We start from the raw sequence: 18,350 nt of genomic DNA on the forward strand, positions 1-18,350 counted from the left end.
GCCCCTCATTCGGCGAGCCATGCTCAGCCGCACGGCCCTGTGCGAGCCGGGCCGGTCGGACCAGGCTGGATCCCATGGGAAGCGCATCGGGAACGGCCAAGTCCGCGGCACGCACAGCCGAGGGCAACCCCGTCCTCAGGATCCTGGCCCGCACGGGCTACGCCGTGAACGGCCTGCTCCACATCCTCATCGGGATCATCGCGATCGCGGTCGCGGTCGGAGCCGGTGGGTCGCAGGAGGCCGACCAGTCCGGAGCGCTCAAGCAGCTCTCGTCGAATCCGATCGGATACGCCGTGGTCTGGATCGTCGTGGTCGGCCTCTTCGCGCTCGGCCTGTGGCAGATCATCTCGGGGTTCCTCGTGCACGAGGAGGACTCCAAGAAGCGCTGGGCGAAGCGCATCGGCGAATGGGCGAAGGCGGCCGTCTACCTCGTGATCGGCGGGACCGCCCTGTCGGTGGCGCTCGGATCCGACTCGAGCTCGTCCGAGTCCACCTCGTCGATGAGCGCGACCCTGCTGGCGTCGCCTGGCGGCGTCTTCCTCGTCGTCGCGATCGGGATCGGCGTGTTCGCCGCCGGCGTCTCGTTCGTGGTCATCGGCGTCCGGCGGAGCTTCACGAAGAAGCTGGTGGTGCCCCCGAAGCCCGCCGGGTCGGCCGTCGTCACCCTGGGCGTCGTGGGATACGTCGCGAAGGGCATCGCCCTCGCCGTCGTCGGGGTGCTCTTCGTGGTCGCCGCGTTCACCCACGACGCGCAGCAGGCGTCGGGCCTCGACGGCGCGCTGAAGGCCCTTGCTGCACTCCCCTTCGGGGTCGTGGTGCTGTCGGCCGTCGGCGTGGGACTCATCGCGTACGGCATCTTCCTCGGTGCTCGTGCCCGGTGGGCGCGCCTGTGACCAGACGGCCCACCGGGCCTCCGCCGCGGCTCAGGCGTTGCGCATCCGCTTGAGCTGGGCGAGGAGCGTCGGACCGGTGCGGTCGAGCAGACGGCCGCCCACGCGGATGCCGATGATGAGCGCCACCACGCCGATGACGAGGGCCACGATCAGCGCGATCCAGCCGAACAGCGGACCGATCACGAGGTCGAGCACCGTCAGCACGATCGCGGGCGACAGCACGAGGAGCACGATGCCCCAGACCGCGAACGTCTGCAGGCCCTGGGTGAACCCGGCCCCCGGCGTCGACTTGAACGGGTTGTCGCCCGCCTGCTTCACCGGCATGACGAAGCGGGCGCTCGAGACGCTCGCCGCCCCGTAGCCCGTCGCGAGGGCGCCGAAGGCGAGCCCGAGCATCGCGGGCAGACGGGTCCACTCCCCGGTCAGCCCCACGCCGATCAGCGTGGCGATGAGCGTGAGCGGGACGGCGATCACCGCGGCGGCGGCGACCCTCCCGAGACGGTCGTCGCGGCCGCGGACCCCGTCGATGAGGTGCGTGGCGAAGGCGGTGCCGTCGTACGAGATGTCGGTCACGAGCACCATCGCGAGGAAGAACCCGACGATCGGTCCACCCCACATCAGGAACGGCGCTCCGTCGTTGATGGTCGAGTAGAACCAGAGGATCACGAGCATCAGGGGCGCCGAGATCAGCTGCTGGCCGTAGCGCGGGTCTCGCCGCCAGTACGTGAGGCTCCTGGCCATGACCGCGCCCGCCGGCGTCTGCGGAACCCACGCGAAGGCTCCGATCTTGCCCCGGGCCACACGCTTGATCTCCGCCGACGGCGGGGTCACGAGCGCCGTCGCGAGCGCTCGCCGCCACAGCACGAACAGCAGCACGACCGTGGCCAGGGCGATCAGCAGACGGAGCACGGCGCCGACCCAGTCCCCGCCCGCGATCGCGGCCGGCACGGCCCACGAGGCGCCGAGCGGGGTCCATCCGAGGCCGTTCGCGAGTCCCGGAAGGGTGTCGACGAAGGTGCCCGATCCCTGCGTGAAGAAGATGATCGCGGGGTAGATGAGGATGACCGCGAACAGGATGATCACGCTGCTCAGCTCCCGGTAGCGACGGCTCGACTGCAGGCTCGCGGAGAGCGCGGCGACCGTGCGGGAGGCGACGACCGCGATGAGCACGCCGAGCACGGCGCAGGGCACCGCGGCGATCGCGGCGGCCGGGACGCGGATCCACGCCGCGACCGTGCCCAGGCCCGCGACCAGGCTCACCAGCGCCGGGATGCCCAGCATGCCCGCGACCGTGATGCCGACGAGCAGCGTCCGCAACGGGATCGGGAACTGCGCCAGGCGTGCCGGCTCGAGCGTCTGGTCGACTCCCCCGATGAGGAGCGGGCCGACGACCCAGCCGAGCGTGAGGAGCGACCCGCCGAGCACGACGGCGACGCCGATCCATCGGGGGTCACCGGCCTGACCGGCGACGATCAGGGCCAGGAGCAGACCGCCCAGCATGCCGAGCGCGTACAGCCCGCCGAGGATGGTGGCGACCAGCTGCCACGTGCTCCTCTTGAGGTTGTTGCCCAGGATGCGGAAGCGCAGCCTTACGAGTGTCGCAACCATTCCGGGCCCTCCGCGTGGTGACGGCCGCCGACGAGCTCGACGAACCTGTCCTCGAGCGACGACGTGCCGCGCACCTCGTCCACGGTCCCGGCCGCGAGCACACGGCCGTTCGAGACCACGGCGACGTGGTCGCACATCCGCTGCACGAGGTCCATGACGTGGCTCGAGACGATGACCGTGCCGCCGTCGCGGACGTACGAGGTGAGGATGTCGCGGATGTTCGCCGCCGACACCGGGTCGACCGACTCGAACGGCTCGTCGAGCACGAGGATGCGCGGGGCGTGCACGAGGGCACAGGCCAGCGCGATCTTCTTCGTCATGCCGGCCGAGTAGTCGACGACGACGGTGCCTGCCGCGCTCTCGAGGTCGAGCAGCCGCAGCAGGTCGGCCGCGCGGGCGGCGACGGTGTCCCGATCGAGCCCGAACAGCATGCCGTTGTAGGTGATGAGCTGCTCGCCGGTGAGACGGTCGAACAGCTTGACGCCGTCGGCGAGGTTGCCGAGCAGCGCCTTGGCCTTGAGCGGTTCGGCCCACATGTCGACGCCGTGGATGAGCGCGCGGCCCGCGTCGGGACGGAGGAGCCCGGTCGCCATGGAGAGCGTGGTCGTCTTCCCCGCGCCGTTCGGGCCGACGAGGCCGTAGAACGAGCCGGTCGGCACGGTGAGGCTGAGGTCGTCGACGGCGACCTTCTCACCGAATCGCTTCGAGAGGCCGGTGAGCTCGATCGCCGGCAGCGAGGTGTCGGCCGGAGTCGGTGACGGGAGGCCGGTCACCGGTGCCGGTGTCGGGATGCCCGTCGCGGGCTGGGATGGATCGGTCACGCGTGTCCCCTCATTCGTGCCCGGCCTCGTCCGGCCGGTCTCTCAACCCAATCGGCTCGCGCCGCGCAGGGCAACCCGACTCGCCGCCGGGTCAGGACGCGACGGCCTCGACGGCCACGGCCTCGTCCTCGCGCCGCACCACGCGGACCTGCGCGATGCGACGCCGCTCGATCTGCACCACCTCGAGCGTGGCGCCGGGCACCTCGACCGTGTCGCCGACGGCGGCGAGGCGGCCGAGCCGCTCGGTCACGAAGCCGGCGACGGTCTCGGAGGATCCGCGCTCCAGCGCGATGCCGGTGGCCTCCTCGAAGTCGGTCAGGTTGAGCCGACCGTCGACAAGGCCGTCGACGACGGCGATCCCGCCCGAGGTCGACTCCGTGTCGTACTCGTCGAAGATCTCGCCGACGACCTCCTCGATCAGGTCCTCGAGGGTGACGATGCCGTCGGTGCCGCCGTACTCGTCGATCACGACGGCGATCTGGTCCCCCTTCGCCCGCATCCCGGTGAGCGTCGCGAGGACGGTGGCGGTGGACGGCACGTACGCGATCGGCCGGGTCAGGGACGAGAGAGGCCGCGCGGGGTCGTCGTGGACGGCGTCGTAGAGGTCGCGGACATGAACGAACCCGACGATGTCGTCGATGGAGGCGTCTCGGACGGGGTATCGCGAGTAGGGCTGGTCGGCGACCGCCTGGACGGCGTCGCCGACGAGGCCGGACGCGTCGAGCGCGACCACCTCGGGCCGCGGGCGCATCACCTCGCTGACCTGCCGCCCCCGGAGCGAGAGCACGTCGTCGAGGATGCGCCGCTCGTCCTCCGGGAGCCCCTCATGGCTCGACACGATGTCGCGGAGCTCCTCCTCGGTCATCTCGTCGCCCGTCTTGTGCGGGTCGCCGCCCAGCAGGCGCACGAGCGCGTTGGTCGAGATCGAGAGCAACCAGATGACGGGGCGCATGAGCGTGGCGAACCCGCTCAGCACGGGGGCCACGGCGTAGGAGAACTGGGCGTTGCGCTGGATGGCGAGCCGCTTCGGGACCAGCTCGCCGAGCACCAGCGAGAGGTAGGCGATCACGAGCGTCAGCGCGATCGTCGCGATCGTCGACGCGGCCGACTCCGGCAGCCCCCATCCGACGAGGAGAGGCGCGACCGAGGGCGCGATCGACGACGCCCCGTATGCGGCCGAGGCGAAGCCCGCGACCGTCACGCCGATCTGCACGGCAGAGAGGAAGCGGTTGGGGTTGCGGGCGAGCTCGGCGACCTTGCCGCCGCGCCGACCGCGCTGGGCGATGGCCGAGATCTGGCTCTCGCGGAGGGTGACGAGGGCCATCTCCGTGGCGGCGAAGACACCGCCGATGAGGACGAACACCACCACCAGGACGATGTTCAGGAGGAGGTCGCCGTTCACCGGCGGCCCTCTGCGGTTCGGGATGCGCCCGGGGTCACCCGGGCGCTGGGACTATGGCAGTCGGACGTGGGTTCGGCTGTGCGCGTCATGCTCATCGAGGGTAGCCGGGCTCCATTTGAGTCGGCTGAGGGTGCCGGCCCGGGTGACCGCGGGGTCGCGGTGCGCCGGATCAGGACTCCGCCGGCACCTTCACGACCAGCGACCGCGGGTCGACCCAGGTGCGGATGGCGGTGGCCTTGCCGAACCCGTCGCCGTCGAGCTCGATGTCCTCGGGACGCGAGAGCCGCATCACGAGCTCCCGGCCCTTCAGATAGTTGAGCGCACGGATCTCGCGCTCGCCCTTCGACAGGAAGCGCCGGCCCGCCGACGTCCGGCGGAGCACGCCGTTCTCCCAGAACACCTTGAGCGTGATCTGCACCCAGCCGAGGAAGCCCTCGGGGCGCAGCACCACGATGTCGAACTCGCCGTCGTCGATCGCCGCCTCCGGCAGCAGCAGGATGTTGGCCGGCAGCGATCCGCAGTTCCCGATCATGATCGTGTGGGCGCGCACCGACCGGGCCGGGGTGTCGTCGAGACGGTAGCGGAACCGCAGCTCGTTCCGATCCCGCAGCACCTGCACGATCGCCTTGACGTACGCGAGCCAGCCCGCCTTCGCCTTCAGGTCGTCGTCGGTGCTCGCGAGCATCTTCGCATCCAGCCCGAATCCCGCCATCACGAGATAGGCGAAGCGCGAGACGGACCCCTTCTCGCTGCGGATGTCGATGACGCCCACGTCGATGGGGCGATCGTCGCCGGTGAACGCCGTCGAGATGGCGTTCACCGGATCCCCCAGCGTGAGGTCGAGGTTGCGCGCCAGCAGGTTCCCCGTGCCGGACGGCAGCAGCGCGAGAGGGATCCCCGTGCCGCGCAGCTCCTGGGCCACCGCGCGCACCGTCCCGTCACCGCCGGCCGCGATCACCACGGCGGCGCCGCGCCCGATCGCCTCCCGCGCCTGGCCAGGCCCCGGATCCTCCTGGGTGGTCTCGAGCCAGAGCGTCTCGGCCCACCCGGTGGCGGCCTCCTCGTCGGCGATCGCCGCCTTCAACGCCTCGACATCGACCTTCACCGGGTTGTAGACCAGCGCCGCGAACCGTGCTTCAGCCACACGTCCCTCTCAATCCTCAGATCCTCCCCACTGTGCCCTGACCGGCGATCTCGCGCACCACCTTGACCTCGCCGAGCCAGAGCCTGCACGCGTCCGCGAGCGCAGGAGGAGCGGACGCGTCGAGCACCTCGAGCGCCGTCGACACCTGCGGCGCCGAGAGTCGCCGCGCCAACGTGACGTGGGGAGTCCACGCGCCGGGCAGCGACGTCGGCGTCGCCCCGGTGATGTGCCGTGAGGCCGAGCCGTGGAGAGCCGCGAGCTCGGACGAGACCACCACCGCCCGCACGAGCACGAACCGACCCCCGCGGGCGCCGAAGAGCAGGAGCCCCGAGAACGACAGGCTCAGAGGGAGGGCCGTCGCCGCTGCGGCCGCCAGCCGCGGCTCGTCGACCTCGAGCCGCTCCCCCGCCGCCAGGGTGACGTGCGGGCGGTTGCTCGCTCCGGTGTGGTCGGCGAGGCTGGGCAGTCCGGCGTCGGCGAGCCGGCCCCAGTCCTCTCGCACGGCCGCGTCGCTCGCCCCGTCGAGGGTCAGCTCGACGCTCCTCACCGGCGGCGCCGGATGCGGATGGGCCCGCGAGCCGACGACGGATCGACGACCTCGCCGTGCTGGGTGATCTCCACCTCCCCGTCGGCGACCAGGCCGTGAGCGGCCTCCCTCACGTCGTCCATGCGGTCGCGCCACCGCTCGCCGCCGGCCGCCCGCGCCGCATCCGAAGGGCAGATCGTGGCGCCCTCCGCCCTCTGCCCGAGCAGCTCGAGGATGACCGCCCGCCAGTCCTGTTCGTCGTCCGCCACAGCTCCATCACACTCCTCTCGGCGCGGATCGTGTACCGGTAGAGTGGGTGGCGGCTGCGCAGGCGGCCGCATCGACGACGAGGAGCATCATCGTGAAGGACCCGATCGCGCAGGAGACCCCCGGTGGCGACGTCGTGGCGACGCCGCTCAAGGGCCTGATCTTCGTGCTCTTCTGGCTGATCGCCATCGCGCTGTGGATCATCGCCCCGAACATCCACTGGGCCGAGCTCGGCGCCTTCCTCATCGACACCGGGATCGTCTTCGCGTCGGTCGGGTTCGCCGCTCCGTTCATCACCTGGCCGCGGCCGCTCGGCAACACGCTGGTCTTCGGCGTGCTCGCGATCGCCGCGTTCGCGCTGGGCGACTTCCTCGACATCACCGCGCTCGTCTACACGCTGCGGATCCTGGTGCCGTTCGTGGCCCTGCTGGCGGCGCTGTACAGCACGATCAACAAGGTGAAGGTCTTCTCCGCCGCCTGACGCGCTGTCGGCTGCTCAGCCGCCGAACCGGCCGCTCAGCCGCCGACCTCGACGAGGGCCCTCGGCAGCTCGGGCAGCAGCTCCCGGGCGAGGTACCCCAGCGGCCCCACGCCCACCGAGAGCCGGTCCCCCGCGGCCGCGTGGGCGTACGTCGCCCACACCGCGGCCTGCGCCGGGCCGCAGCCGCGCGCCGCGAGTCCCGCGACCGCGCCGCCGAGGACATCCCCGCTGCCCGACGTCGCCAACCCGGACGAGCCCGTGCCCACCCGCCACGTCTCCCCCTCGGCGGACGCGACCACCCCGTAGCAGGTGACGGCGGCGCCGTACCGGTCCGCGATCTCGAGGACGTCCGCGGACTCGTCGGAGCCCGGCTCCCGACCGAGCAGGATCCCCGCCTCCTGGCGGTTCGGGGTCAGGACGAGCCGGCCCCGCAGGGCCTGCACCTCGTCGACCAGCCCGGGAAGCACGCCGAGCCCGAAGGCGTCGAGCACCACGACCGCGTCCTCGCCCACCGCCTCGATGACGCTGCGGACCGTGGCCGCAGCCTGGTCGGCGTCGTCGAGCCCGGGTCCGACCAGCACGCAGTCCGCACTCTCGAGGTCCGGCACGGCGGGGCCGAGGTCGCCTCCCGCGATGTGCCCGTCCTCGGTCTCGACGAGGAACGCGACGCCGCACTCCGGCAGCGCGATCGCCAGCTGCGGGGCCACCGAGGCCGCCGTAGCCACCGTCAGGCGTCCCGCCCCCACCCGGAGGGCGGCCTCCGCGGCGAGCATCGCCGCGCCCGGCGACCGGCGGGCGCCGCCGACCACGACCACCTGGCCCCGGCCGTACTTGGAGTCCCCTGCCTCGGGAAGCGGCCACCCCCTCAGCAGGTCGGGGGTCACCACGTGCTCAGTGGATGTCGGCATCCTGGTCTCCTCCATGCTCGGTCGTCGGCACGCCCACGCGCTCGAGGTGCGATGCGTCCGCGAACACCCCGACGCTCCAGGGTCCCTCTCCGGTCGGGCGCACGAGACGGGTGACCGTCGCGTTGCCCACGGTGTGCTGCTGGGCGAAGTCGAGCAGCTCCTCCTCGGCGAGGCCGTCGCAGACGTAGAGGAACAGCATGATGACCGCGTCGTGGGCCACGACGAGCGAGACTCCGCCGTCGTCGGTGTCATCGAGGTCGCGCAGGAACGAGCGGATGCGCAGGGCCACATCCGCCCACGACTCGCCACCCGGCGGCCGGTAGTAGAACTTGCCGAGCCAGCGCCGCCGCTCGGCCTCCTCGGGGTAGCGCACGTCCACGCCGAGCGAGGTGAGCAGGTCGAGGATGCCGAGCTCGCGGTCGCGGATGCGCTCGTCCTGTCTCGGCTCCAGCTCGAGACCCGCCTCCGCCATCGCGGCGCCCAGCGTCTGGCGAGCCCGCACGTAGGGCGAGACCCAGGCGGAGGTCGGCACACCCTGGTGCGCGTTCTCCCTGAGCCAGGCACCGACCGCCCTGGCCTGCTCGATCCCCAGCTCCGACAGCGCGACGTCGGCATCGCGAGCCGGCGCCTCCACGACCTCGGCGCCCGATCGTTCTGCCCGCAATGCGGCGACGTTCGCCTCGCTCTCCCCGTGCCGGATCAGCCACAGCTCCTTCGCACCCATGACGACGACGCTACGACGACGGCGTGATCCCGGCACCGGGGTTGCGCTCAGTCGGCGAGCGCCAGACCCCACAGCCGCCGAGCCGCCTCCGGGAGGCGCCGCTCGGACGACACCGCGATCGCCACGGCGAGCTCGGCGTCGAGTCCCGTGACCTCGACCCACGGGAGCGGCTCGCGACGGTCGACGACGAAGCGAGGGAGGAAGGCGGCGGCCAGCCCGTTCCGCACGAGCTCCGCCGCGTCGGCGATGTCGTTCGTCTCGAACCTGACCGTGCGGGCCAGGCCCGCCTGCGCGATCCGGCGATCGACGATGGTGCGGTTGCCGAACCCGCTGGGGAAGTCGATCAGGGCCTCGCCGACCGCCTCCGCCAGGCTCACCCGCGACCGGCCGAGGAACGGATGCCCCTCGGGGAGCGCGAGCACCAGAGGGGACGACGCGAGCGTCTTGGATCGGATGCTCGCGTCGAGCCCCGTCCCCGCCGCGAGGAACGCGACGTCGATCTCCCCGCTCCGCAGCATCTCGGCCAGGCCGCTCGTCCCCTGCGGCGAGGTGAGGAGGCTGATGGCCACGTCACCGTGCATCCGGCCGAAGCGCCCCAGCAGACGGGGGATGTCGTAGAGCGTGACCGAGGCCATGAAGCCGATCCGGAGGGAGCCGGTCACTCGTCCCGCCGCATCCGCGACCGCGTCCTTCGCCGCCTGCGCGGCGTCGAGCAGGTCGATCGCGCGGGGCACCAGGGCCTCGCCTGCAGGGGTGAGCACGATGCGCCGTGTGCTGCGGTCGAACAGCTCGAGCCCGAGCTCGCGCTCGAGCCCGCGGACCGTCGCCGACACGGCCGACTGCGCGGTGTGCAGCGTCTCGGCGGCGCGCGTGAAGTTCAGCTCGCGGGCCACCGCGAGGAACGTCTCGACCTGGCGGATCTCCATGACTTGATCATCGCATATCGCGATCGTCACCATCGTGTATCAGCGTTGGACACGATGGATGAACGCGCGCATCCTGGGGTGGTGACTTCGACGATCCCCACCGGCAGCGTCCCCGCTCAGACCTCCGCTCCGACCCGCGCCACGCTGCATCGACCGCGGCGGATGGGCCACGCCGGCGGCACCTGGGTGGTCGCCTTCGCCTTCCTCTCGGCGATGGCGTTCTCCGTCGTCCCCACTCCCCTGTGGCCGCTCTACCAGCAGCAGGACGGGTTCTCGACCTTCGTCGTGACCATCGCCTTCGCGGCCTACGCGGTCGGGGTCATCCTCAGCCTGTTCCTCCTCGGCCACGTCAGCGACTGGGTGGGGCGGAAGCGCATCCTGGTGCCCGCCCTGGCGATCGAGGTCGTCTCCGCCGTGGTGTTCATCGTGTGGAACGACCTCCCCGGGCTCCTCATCGCCCGGGTGCTGTGCGGGATCGGGATCGGGATGATCACGGCGACGGCGACGGCGCACATCACCGAGCTCTTCACGCGGGCGCACCCCGACTCGGACCCGTCGCGCGCCGGCCTGCTCTCCACGGGCGCCAACATGGGCGGCTTCGCGATCGGCTCGCTCGTCTCGGGACTGCTCACCCAGTTCGTCGCGCTCCCCCTGGTCACTCCGTACGTCGTCTTCATCGTCGTGCTGCTCGGAGCGCTGGTGGCGATGGGCCTCGTCCCCGAGACCGTGCCCGCGGGCACCTCGCGTCCCTATCGGCCCCAGCGGATCGCGGTGCCCCGATCGGGTCGCGGCGCCTTCTTCGCCGCGGCGGCGATCGCGTTCGGCGCGTTCTCGGTGTTCGGGCTCTTCTCGTCCCTCGCGCCCGTGCTCCTCGCCGGTCGCCTCGGCATCACCGACCACGCCGTGGCCGGCCTGGTCGTGGCTGCCGTCTTCGGGTCGGCAGCCGTGAGCCAGCTGCTCGTGGGACGCCTGAGCGCCGCACGCCAGCTCGGACTCGGGACCGCGCTCCTCGTCGTCGGGCTGGCGGGGGTGACCCTGTCGCTCGTGGCGTCGTCTCTCGCCCTGGTCCTCATCGGCGGGGTCCTGGCCGGGGCCGGGGCGGGCATCCTGTTCAAGGCGAGCCTCGCCACGGCCGGTAGCCTCGCGTCGCCGGCGCACCGCGGTGAGACCCTCGCCGGCATCTTCCTCGCCGGGTACCTCGGCCTCGTGGTGCCCGTGCTCGGCATCGGGATCGCCGTGCTCACGATCCCCCAGAGCGTCGCCGTGCTCGGCTTCGCGATCGTCGCCGCGGCCGTCGTGCTGCTGGGCGTCCTCGCCCTGTCCCGCCGACGCGCCTGACGGCCGTCGGCGCTGCGGCCGTCGGCGCTGCGGCCGTCGGCGCTGCGGCCGTCGACGTCGGCGGTCGTCAGCGCAGCGGCTCGTCGGCGGCGAGCGCGAGGGCCACGGCGAGCGTCGTCGGATGCACGAGCGGCGACCAGTGCCCGCCGATCGGGAGCCGGATGTTGTCGGCACCCGGCAGCTCGCTGCCCTCGGGCACCAGCGGATCCTGCGCCGGATAGATCGACGTGATCCGGCTGTTGACCTCCGCCTCCGCCACGAGGAGGCGCGTGATCGGGTCGTCCGCACGGAAGGCCCGCAGCGCTCGGGACGGCGCGATCGTCGCGAGACGGGAGCCGGAGAACGGTGTCGCCACCGCGAGCATCCGGGTGATCCGCTCAGCGGGATCGAGCCGGACCATCGCGTACTTGCCGATCAGGCCGCCCTTGCTGTGCGCGACCACGAACACGTCCTCGAGGTCGAGCCTGTCGACGATGCCCATCACGAGCTCGGCGGAGTCGGCGATGGGCCGGCTGTTGTGCGCGAGGTCCGGCAGGACGTGCACGGGATGCCCGCCCCCGTGCAGGAGGCGCACCAGCGGCAGCATGAACCGCCACGTCTCGTAGACGCCCGGCACGGCCAGCACGGGGCGCCGGGATCCCGTGGTGAAGTCGTCCGGCGACTCGAGACGCCGCATCCCGGCCGCCTGCAGACGAGCCGCCGTGGCGAGGTCCCTGGCCATCCAGGTCGCCGATCGCACCACGTCCGCCACCCTCCCAGCTTGGCCCTCCCGGGCCGGCGTGCGACAGAGTCCCTCCGGGATGGGCATCCGAGCCGGAGTGTGCCTAGCGTGGACGTCATGAGCAACGTCAGCGAGTCCACCCGCCCGCTCTCTCCCGCCGATCGGTTCGAGCCCTTCCGGGCGATCGTCACCGGGTCGGACTCGGGCATCGGCCGAGCCACGGCCCTCGCCCTCGCCGAGGCCGGCCTCGACGTCGGCATCACCTGGCACAGCGACGAGGCCGGGGCGCAGGACACCGCCGCCGAGGTGCGGGCCCGCGGCGGGCGCGCCGTGGTGGCGCAGCTCGACACCACGGATGCCGCGAGCGCGGCCGCCACCATCGACGAGCTGGTGCGGGAGCTCGGCTCCGTCGACGTCTTCGTCAACAACGCCGGGATGGGATCGTCCGCGCACTTCCTGGAGGTCGACCTCGAGCAGTGGGACACCGTGATCGCCGCGGACCTCACCGGCGCGTTCGCCTGCATGCAGCGCGCCGCTCGTCACATGGTCGAGCAGGGCACGGGCGGCCGGATCATCGGCGTCACGAGCGTGCACGAGCATCAGCCCCGGGTCGGCTTCAGCGCCTACGACGCCGCGAAGCACGGTCTCGGCGGCCTGCTGAAGACGATGGCCCTGGAGCTCGCGGAGTTCGGGATCACGGTGAACGCCGTCGCCCCGGGTGAGATCGCGACTCCGATGAACGACATGACGGAGGAGGAGGCCCTCTCGACGCACCGTCCGGGCATCCCCCTCGGCCGTTCCGGCACCTCGGCCGAGATCGGCGCGGTCGTCGCGTTCCTCGCGAGCCCGGCCGCGAGCTACGTCACCGGGGCGAGCATCGTGGCCGACGGCGGCATGCTGCTCATGGGTCCGCAGGGCGGATCGCACATCGTCAGCGACGACTGGCGCCGCGCCTGACGGACGCCACTGCTTGAATGGTCGGATGCCCCACTACTACGAGGACTTCGAGCCGGGCCAGACGTTCGTCACGCCCGGGCGCACGATCACCGAGGCCGACGTCATGTCGTTCGCCGCGTGGACGGGCGACAACAACCAGGTGCACACGGATGTCGAGTTCGCCTCCCGCACCCGATACGGGCAGCGGGTGGTCCATGGCATGCTCGGCGCCTCGCTCTGCCTGGGCCTCATCGCGCGCACCGGGGTCTTCGAGGGCAGCGCGGTCGCGCTCCTCGGCATCGACGGCTGGCGCTTCACCGGCCCGGTCTTCATCGGCGACACCGTGACGTGCACGGTGGCGATCCAGGGGATGCGGCTGACCTCCAGCGGGACCACGGGCATCCTGGAGAGGGTCGTCACGCTGCGGAATCAGCGCGACGAGGTCGTGCAGGAGGGCCGCATGGACCTGATGGTCCTGACCCGCGCGGCAGCCATCGGCTGACGCGTTACTCCTCGGGGTCGAGGGGCCGGTTCGCGATCACCGGATACGCCCCGGTGTACCCCTCACGGCGTCGCGCGGCCTCGAGGATGCGGCCACGGTAGACGAACCAGCCCACGATGAGGAGCGGGATCACCACGACGAGCGACGAGATCGTCAGGGTCCCGACCGGGTAGTCGAACGCCATGAGGACCAGCACGGCGAGCAGGAACACGAGCGTCAGGTACGACGTGAACGGCGCCCCGAACAGCCGGAACGAGGGCCGCTTCAGCTTGCCCTGCTTCGCCCACCGCTGCAGCTGGATCTGGCACAGCACGATGGTCGCCCAGCTCGACACGATGCCGAGCGCCGAGATGTTGAGCACGATCTCGAAGGCCTGCTCCGGCACGACGGCGTTGAGGCCCACTCCGACCAGGGCGATGGCGACGGTGAGGAGGATCCCGCCGTAGGGCACACCCGCCTTGTTCATCCGGGACGTGAAGCGGGGCGCTGCCCCGTTGAGCGACATCGAGTGCAGGATGCGCCCGGTCGAGTACAGACCGGCGTTCAGGCTCGAGAGGGCGGCGGTGAGCACGACGAAGTTCATCGCCGAGCCCGCGATCGCCGCGGCCTCGGGAGAGCCGATGTGCGAGAAGAACGTCACGAAGGGGCTCTCGTCGGCCGAGTAGACGGTGGAGGGCAGCAGCAGCGCGAGCAGCAGCACCGACCCCACGTAGAACACCGCGACGCGGAGGATCACCGAGTTGATGGCCCGCGGCATCACCTTCTCGGGGTTCGGGGTCTCCCCCGCCGCCGTGCCCACGAGCTCGATCGCCGCGTAGGCGAAGATCACGCCCTGCACCATGACGACCGCCGGCAGGATGCCGTTCGGGATGAAGCCGCCGTTCTGGGCGAGCATCGTCAGGCCGGTCGGCCCCTCATCCGTCGGCCAGCCGAAGCCGAGGAACACCGCCCCGACGATCAGGAAGGTGACCAGCGCCACGACCTTGATGAGGGCGAACCAGAACTCGAGCTCCCCGAAGACCTTCACCGAGACGAGGTTGACGGTGAGCACGAGGGCCAGGGCGATGAGGGCGAGGAGCCACTGCGGCACGTCGGTGAACACCGACCAGAACTGCACGTAGAGGGCGGCCGCCGTGCAGTCGACGATCGCCGTCATGGCCCAGTTGAGGAAGTACATCCATCCGGAGACGAACGCCGCCTTCTCGCCCAGGAACTCGCGAGCGTAGGAGACGAACGATCCCGACGACGGCCGGTGGAGGACGAGCTCGCCCAGGGCGCGGAGGATGAGGAAGGCGAAGAACCCGCACACCGCGTAGACGACGACCAGCACCGGTCCGGCTGCGGCCAGGCGACCCCCGGCGCCGAGGAAGAGCCCGGTTCCGATCGCTCCGCCGATCGCGATCATCTGCAGCTGACGGGGCTTCAGACCCTTGTGGTACCCGGCCTGCTCGGAGGCGAAGCCCGACGCGGCGTCGGGACCCTCCCCGGCCGGCGCCTCGGGGCGGTGGTGCTCTCGCTCGTCGGTCATGGCATCCCCTCCGGCGCACAGGGCTGCGCGCGTCAGGTCAGCATAAAACCTGACGCGCGCAGACGCCGGAGCGACGGGCAGCAGCGCTCACGCGCCGCGGCGCCCGACGCGGTCAGTGCCCCATCGCGGGGGCGTCGGAGTCGGCGGGGCGACGGACGAAGAACGCCGCCACGATGCCGAAGAGCGAGATCACGGCTCCGTAGGTGAACGCGGTCGTGATGCCGGACGCCTGAGCGGCCACGGCATCCGTACCCGACGCGACCTGGCTCGCGGCGACGGCCGACATCACCGAGATGAACAGCGCCGTCCCGGCGGCGCCCGCCACCTGCTGCACCGTGCCGACCACGGCGCTGCCGTGCGAGTACAGCGACGGGCGCAGCGAACCCAGGCTCGCGGTGAACAGCGGCGTGAACATGAACGCGAGGGCGGCGCTCAGGCCGATGTGGGCGAGAAGGACGGCCCACCAGGGAGTCGTGGGCGACACCTGGGTGAGCGACCACAGCACCCCGCTCAGCACGATCGATCCGGGGACGAGCAGCGGCCTCGGGCCGAAGCGGTCGTAGAGCCGTCCGACGACCGGGCTCAGCAGACCCATCAGCAGCCCGCCGGGAAGCAGGAGCAGCCCGCTCGCCAGGGTGTCGAGGTGCAGCACCTCCTGCATGTACAGCGGCAGCAGGATGATGGTGCCGAACAGCGCCATCATGCTGATGGCGAACATGAGCACGGAGACGGTGAACGTGCGAGCCGTGAAGGTGCGCAGGTCGAGGAGGGCGCGGTCCTGTCGCTGGAGCACCAGCTGACGCACGATGAACGCCGCGAGCGCCACGCCGCCCACCACCAGCGGGATCCAGCCGGGCATGCCGCCGTTCGCCGACTCGCCCATGCTGGACAGCCCGAACACCAGCCCGCCGAACGCGAACGCGGACAGCACGATCGAGAGGACGTCGATCGGGACCTGCCTCGGCACGGTCACGTTCTTGATCCGCATCGCACCGATGACCAGGGCCGCGATCGCGATGGGCAGCACGAGGATGAACATGAAGCGCCACGACAGCGCGGAGAGGATCAGGCCCGAGATGGTCGGACCGATCGCGGGCGCCACGGAGATGACGATGGAGATGTTGCCCATGGTGCGTCCGCGGGTCTGAGCGGGCACCAGCGTCATCACGGTGGTCATGAGCAGCGGCATCATGATCGCCGTGCCGAGCGCCTGGACCACTCGTGCGACCAGGAGCACCTCGAAGCCGGGTGCCGCCGCGGCGACGAGCGTGCCGAGGCTGAACAGCGCCATCGCGGCGATGAAGACCTGGCGGGTGGTGAAGCGCTGGATGAGGAACCCCGTGATGGGGATCACCACCGCCATGGTGAGCATGAAGGCGGTCGTGAGCCACTGCGCCGCGTTCGCCGTGATGGAGAAGTCGGCCATCAGGTGCGGCAGGGCGACACCCATGATGGTCTCGTTCAGGATGACGACGAACGCCGAGACGATGAGGATGTTGATGACGAGCCGGTTGCGGCCGGCGTGGCGCTCGTCGTCGGGTGCGTCGAGCTCGGCGCCGGAGAGTCGGCTGTCGGGCAGGGTGCTTTCAGTCACTTCAGGAGTGTCCCGTCGCTGGAGGCGTGAATATGAAGAAGAGGGAGAGGGGGAACAGGGAGGACAACCTGCCGGGAGCGGACGGAATTCCGCGAGAGCGCATCCGGCACCGGGATCAGCGAGAGAGAAGCATGTGAACAGTGTACACATAGAACGCTCGAGCGCCAGTCCGATCGTACGATGGACTCGATGCCCGACTCCACCGCCCCCGAGCGCGGTGGCTTCGGCGGGCATGCCCGAGGCGACCGGGACTACCGCCGGGCGCTGATCGCCCTCTTCTTCGCCGGCGTCGCGACCTTCGCGCAGCTCTACTCTCCGCAGGCCGTGCTGCCTCAGATCTCCGAGCAGCTCGGCATCGGGGCCGCCGACTCCGCGTTGCTGGTCTCCGCCGCCACGATCGGCCTCGCGGCCGGGGTGATCCCCTGGTCGATGGCGGCGGACCGGTTCGGCAGGGTCCGCGCGATGACCGTCGCGACCGTGGGGGCCACGTCCCTGGCGCTGGTGATCCCCTTCCTGCCCACGCTGCCCCTCCTCATCGGCGCGAGGCTCGTGGAGGGCGCCCTCGTGGGCGGGGTGCCCGCGGTCGCGATCGCGTACCTGTCCGAGGAGATCGCTCCGGCCCATGTGGCGAGGGCCGCGGCGACCTACATCGCCGGGACGAGCATCGGCGGACTGTCCGGGCGACTGGTCTCGGGCCCGGTCGCCGACCTCGTCGACGTCCTCCCGCTCGACCACGACGCCCTGCCCGGCTGGCGTGCCGGGATGCTCGCCGTCGCCGTGCTGTGCGCCGCGGCCGCGATCGTCTTCATCCGGCTCGTGCCGGCCGCGCGGAGCCGGCACGGGCCCGCGGTCGGCATCGCCAGGACGCTGGGACGGCACCTCCGCGATCCGCGGCTCCTCGCCCTCTACGCCCAGGGCCTGCTCCTCATGGGCGGCTTCGTCGCGATGTACAACTACCTGGCGTTCCGACTCGTGGCAGCGCCCTACGACCTCTCCCCCGCCCTGGTGAGCCTGATCTTCGTGGCCTACCTCGCCGGCACCTGGTCGTCGTCGAGAGCCGGTTCCCTCGTGGGACGCTTCGGCCGGCGCTCCGTCCTCCTCGGCGGATCGCTCGTGATGCTCGCCGGGGTCGCGATGACGATGGCCTCGGCCGTCGTGGTCATCGTCGCCGGGCTCGTCGTGGCCACCGCCGGATTCTTCGCCGCCCACGCGATCGCCTCCGGATGGACCGGGGTGGCGGCGGCTCAGGGCAAGGCGCAGTCGTCCTCGCTCTACAACCTCGCCTACTACGGCGGATCCAGCCTCTTCGGCTGGCTCGGCGGGGTGTTCTTCACCGCGGCCGGATGGACCGGGACCGCGGGCATGGTGGCCGCGTTGGTCGTCGTGGCCGTCGCGGTGACGCTCCTCGTGCTCCCCCGGGAGGCGCGTCGTTGACGCGGTCGGGCCTCCGACGGCGCGGGCTGCGGAGCGGGAAGCGCGCGCATGTGGAAGACTCGACCGAGGCCGCCACCGTGCCTGTCCCCACCGCCGAGAGAACAGCCTGATGACCGACCACCCCGACCGCGCCGAGGTCGCCGCGCGACTCGCCCTGGCCGCGGGTCGCCTCAACCGCCGCATCCGTCCCTCGGGCGCCGACATCACGACGGGTCAGCTGTCAGCGCTCGCCACGATCGCGCGCTTCGCCCCCATCCGGCCCGGGGACCTCGCCCGCGCCGAGAGGGTGGCCGCCCCCACCGTGACGCGCATCCTCGCCGACCTGGAGTCGCGCGGCTACATCTCCCGCACGGCCGACCCGGACGACGGACGCTCGTTCTTCGTCGAGACCACGGAGCTCGGCGCCGCCGAGGTGCAGAACGCCCGGTCGGCCCGGGCCGAGCGTGTGCTCGAGCTCTTCGAGGAGCTGGACGACGCCGAGTACGCGTCCGTCGCCGCCGCGATCGAGGCGCTCGAGAAGGCCGCGGGCGTCCACTCCCCCGAACTGACCGAGTGAGCCTTCACTTCGACACCGAATACGCGAAAGCCCCGGCGTAT

General features: G+C 71.5%; 19 protein-coding genes. 7 read left to right on the top strand and 12 right to left on the bottom strand.

Going from position 1 to position 18,350, the window contains the following annotated elements:
* Positions 1 to 74 precede the first annotated feature (74 nt).
* Positions 75 to 893: a DUF1206 domain-containing protein gene (locus IEX69_RS05370; RefSeq protein ID WP_085020059.1), complete on the top strand. Its 819-nt coding sequence runs from the start codon at positions 75 to 77 to the stop codon at positions 891 to 893.
* 30 nt (positions 894 to 923) lie between these two features.
* Here IEX69_RS05370 and IEX69_RS05375 read toward each other — a convergent pair whose 3' ends face one another.
* From IEX69_RS05375 to IEX69_RS05400, 6 genes are all read right to left on the bottom strand, one after another.
* Entirely contained in the window at positions 924 to 2,501 is a 1,578-nt protein-coding gene (locus IEX69_RS05375; protein WP_085020060.1) for a hypothetical protein, read from the bottom strand.
* Positions 2,483 to 3,274, bottom strand: coding sequence for an ABC transporter ATP-binding protein (locus IEX69_RS05380; protein ID WP_229756406.1), 792 nt, complete (start codon positions 3,272 to 3,274; stop codon positions 2,483 to 2,485). Before IEX69_RS05380 ends, IEX69_RS05375 begins: the two co-directional genes overlap by 19 nt.
* Before the next feature lie 139 nt (positions 3,275 to 3,413).
* Positions 3,414 to 4,724 carry a hemolysin family protein gene (locus IEX69_RS05385; protein ID WP_085020061.1) on the bottom strand — a complete coding sequence of 437 codons (1,311 nt, stop codon included), beginning with the start codon at positions 4,722 to 4,724 and terminating at the stop codon, positions 3,414 to 3,416.
* A gap of 169 nt (positions 4,725 to 4,893) precedes the next feature.
* Positions 4,894 to 5,868 (bottom strand): diacylglycerol/lipid kinase family protein, encoded by a 975-nt coding sequence (locus IEX69_RS05390; RefSeq protein WP_085020062.1) that lies wholly within the window; start codon positions 5,866 to 5,868, stop codon positions 4,894 to 4,896.
* Positions 5,869 to 5,884: 16 nt separating this feature from the next.
* The gene (locus IEX69_RS05395; protein WP_085020063.1) at positions 5,885 to 6,415 is read right to left on the bottom strand and encodes a 2'-5' RNA ligase family protein; all 531 of its coding nucleotides are present in this window, start codon (positions 6,413 to 6,415) and stop codon (positions 5,885 to 5,887) included.
* Positions 6,412 to 6,663, bottom strand: coding sequence for a DUF3253 domain-containing protein (locus IEX69_RS05400; RefSeq protein ID WP_229756237.1), 252 nt, complete (start codon positions 6,661 to 6,663; stop codon positions 6,412 to 6,414). Before IEX69_RS05400 ends, IEX69_RS05395 begins: the two co-directional genes overlap by 4 nt.
* A gap of 92 nt (positions 6,664 to 6,755) precedes the next feature.
* Between IEX69_RS05400 and IEX69_RS05405 the strand changes: the two genes are divergently transcribed.
* Positions 6,756 to 7,142: a hypothetical protein gene (locus IEX69_RS05405; protein WP_157127203.1), complete on the top strand. Its 387-nt coding sequence runs from the start codon at positions 6,756 to 6,758 to the stop codon at positions 7,140 to 7,142.
* A 35-nt stretch (positions 7,143 to 7,177) separates the two neighbouring features.
* Here IEX69_RS05405 and IEX69_RS05410 read toward each other — a convergent pair whose 3' ends face one another.
* The 3 genes from IEX69_RS05410 to IEX69_RS05420 are packed head-to-tail and all read right to left on the bottom strand — an operon-like array spanning position 7,178 to position 9,700.
* Positions 7,178 to 8,050, bottom strand: a complete 873-nt coding sequence (locus IEX69_RS05410) for an NAD(P)H-hydrate dehydratase (RefSeq protein ID WP_157127204.1) — start codon at positions 8,048 to 8,050, stop codon at positions 7,178 to 7,180.
* The gene (locus IEX69_RS05415; protein WP_085020067.1) at positions 8,034 to 8,774 is read right to left on the bottom strand and encodes a histidine phosphatase family protein; all 741 of its coding nucleotides are present in this window, start codon (positions 8,772 to 8,774) and stop codon (positions 8,034 to 8,036) included. Before IEX69_RS05415 ends, IEX69_RS05410 begins: the two co-directional genes overlap by 17 nt.
* Before the next feature lie 47 nt (positions 8,775 to 8,821).
* Positions 8,822 to 9,700, bottom strand: coding sequence for a LysR family transcriptional regulator (locus IEX69_RS05420; RefSeq protein ID WP_162818546.1), 879 nt, complete (start codon positions 9,698 to 9,700; stop codon positions 8,822 to 8,824).
* Positions 9,701 to 9,781: 81 nt separating this feature from the next.
* Between IEX69_RS05420 and IEX69_RS05425 the strand changes: the two genes are divergently transcribed.
* The gene (locus IEX69_RS05425; protein WP_085021495.1) at positions 9,782 to 11,038 is read left to right on the top strand and encodes an MFS transporter; all 1,257 of its coding nucleotides are present in this window, start codon (positions 9,782 to 9,784) and stop codon (positions 11,036 to 11,038) included.
* Between the two features lie 67 nt (positions 11,039 to 11,105).
* Here the strand turns inward: IEX69_RS05425 and IEX69_RS05430 are convergent, their stop codons facing one another.
* Positions 11,106 to 11,780, bottom strand: coding sequence for an esterase/lipase family protein (locus IEX69_RS05430; RefSeq protein WP_229756238.1), 675 nt, complete (start codon positions 11,778 to 11,780; stop codon positions 11,106 to 11,108).
* A 96-nt stretch (positions 11,781 to 11,876) separates the two neighbouring features.
* Between IEX69_RS05430 and IEX69_RS05435 the strand changes: the two genes are divergently transcribed.
* A complete protein-coding gene (locus IEX69_RS05435; protein ID WP_085020069.1) occupies positions 11,877 to 12,716 on the top strand; it encodes an SDR family oxidoreductase in 840 nt (279 codons plus the stop codon).
* Positions 12,717 to 12,741: 25 nt separating this feature from the next.
* Positions 12,742 to 13,197, top strand: coding sequence for a MaoC/PaaZ C-terminal domain-containing protein (locus tag IEX69_RS05440; RefSeq protein WP_085020070.1), 456 nt, complete (start codon positions 12,742 to 12,744; stop codon positions 13,195 to 13,197).
* 4 nt (positions 13,198 to 13,201) lie between these two features.
* Here IEX69_RS05440 and IEX69_RS05445 read toward each other — a convergent pair whose 3' ends face one another.
* Together IEX69_RS05445 and IEX69_RS05450 are read right to left on the bottom strand one after the other, a co-directional pair.
* Entirely contained in the window at positions 13,202 to 14,725 is a 1,524-nt protein-coding gene (locus IEX69_RS05445; protein ID WP_085020071.1) for an amino acid permease, read from the bottom strand.
* A gap of 112 nt (positions 14,726 to 14,837) precedes the next feature.
* Positions 14,838 to 16,319: an MDR family MFS transporter gene (locus IEX69_RS05450; protein WP_373284419.1), complete on the bottom strand. Its 1,482-nt coding sequence runs from the start codon at positions 16,317 to 16,319 to the stop codon at positions 14,838 to 14,840.
* Positions 16,320 to 16,508: 189 nt separating this feature from the next.
* Here IEX69_RS05450 and IEX69_RS05455 point away from each other — a divergent pair, with 189 nt between their 5' ends.
* Complete coding sequence (locus tag IEX69_RS05455; protein ID WP_085021497.1) at positions 16,509 to 17,753, top strand: MFS transporter; 1,245 nt, start codon at positions 16,509 to 16,511, stop codon at positions 17,751 to 17,753.
* 109 nt (positions 17,754 to 17,862) lie between these two features.
* The gene (locus tag IEX69_RS05460; protein ID WP_229756239.1) at positions 17,863 to 18,309 is read left to right on the top strand and encodes a MarR family winged helix-turn-helix transcriptional regulator; all 447 of its coding nucleotides are present in this window, start codon (positions 17,863 to 17,865) and stop codon (positions 18,307 to 18,309) included.
* The last annotated feature ends 41 nt before the right edge of the window (positions 18,310 to 18,350 follow it).

Source organism: Cnuibacter physcomitrellae, from assembly GCF_014640535.1.
In the GTDB taxonomy this organism is placed as follows: domain Bacteria; phylum Actinomycetota; class Actinomycetes; order Actinomycetales; family Microbacteriaceae; genus Cnuibacter; species Cnuibacter physcomitrellae.

Excerpts from the sequence above, each read along its gene's own strand:
- IEX69_RS05370 (WP_085020059.1), top strand. The coding sequence starts at position 75 with ATGGGAAGCGCATCGGGAACGGCCAAGTCCGCGGCACGCACAGCCGAG.
- IEX69_RS05375 (WP_085020060.1), bottom strand. The coding sequence starts at position 2,501 with ATGGTTGCGACACTCGTAAGGCTGCGCTTCCGCATCCTGGGCAACAAC.
- IEX69_RS05410 (WP_157127204.1), bottom strand. The coding sequence starts at position 8,050 with ATGCCGACATCCACTGAGCACGTGGTGACCCCCGACCTGCTGAGGGGG.
- IEX69_RS05415 (WP_085020067.1), bottom strand. The coding sequence starts at position 8,774 with ATGGGTGCGAAGGAGCTGTGGCTGATCCGGCACGGGGAGAGCGAGGCG.
- IEX69_RS05420 (WP_162818546.1), bottom strand. The coding sequence starts at position 9,700 with ATGGAGATCCGCCAGGTCGAGACGTTCCTCGCGGTGGCCCGCGAGCTG.
- IEX69_RS05435 (WP_085020069.1), top strand. The coding sequence starts at position 11,877 with ATGAGCAACGTCAGCGAGTCCACCCGCCCGCTCTCTCCCGCCGATCGG.
- IEX69_RS05440 (WP_085020070.1), top strand. The coding sequence starts at position 12,742 with ATGCCCCACTACTACGAGGACTTCGAGCCGGGCCAGACGTTCGTCACG.
- IEX69_RS05445 (WP_085020071.1), bottom strand. The coding sequence starts at position 14,725 with ATGACCGACGAGCGAGAGCACCACCGCCCCGAGGCGCCGGCCGGGGAG.
- IEX69_RS05455 (WP_085021497.1), top strand. The coding sequence starts at position 16,509 with ATGCCCGACTCCACCGCCCCCGAGCGCGGTGGCTTCGGCGGGCATGCC.
- IEX69_RS05460 (WP_229756239.1), top strand. The coding sequence starts at position 17,863 with ATGACCGACCACCCCGACCGCGCCGAGGTCGCCGCGCGACTCGCCCTG.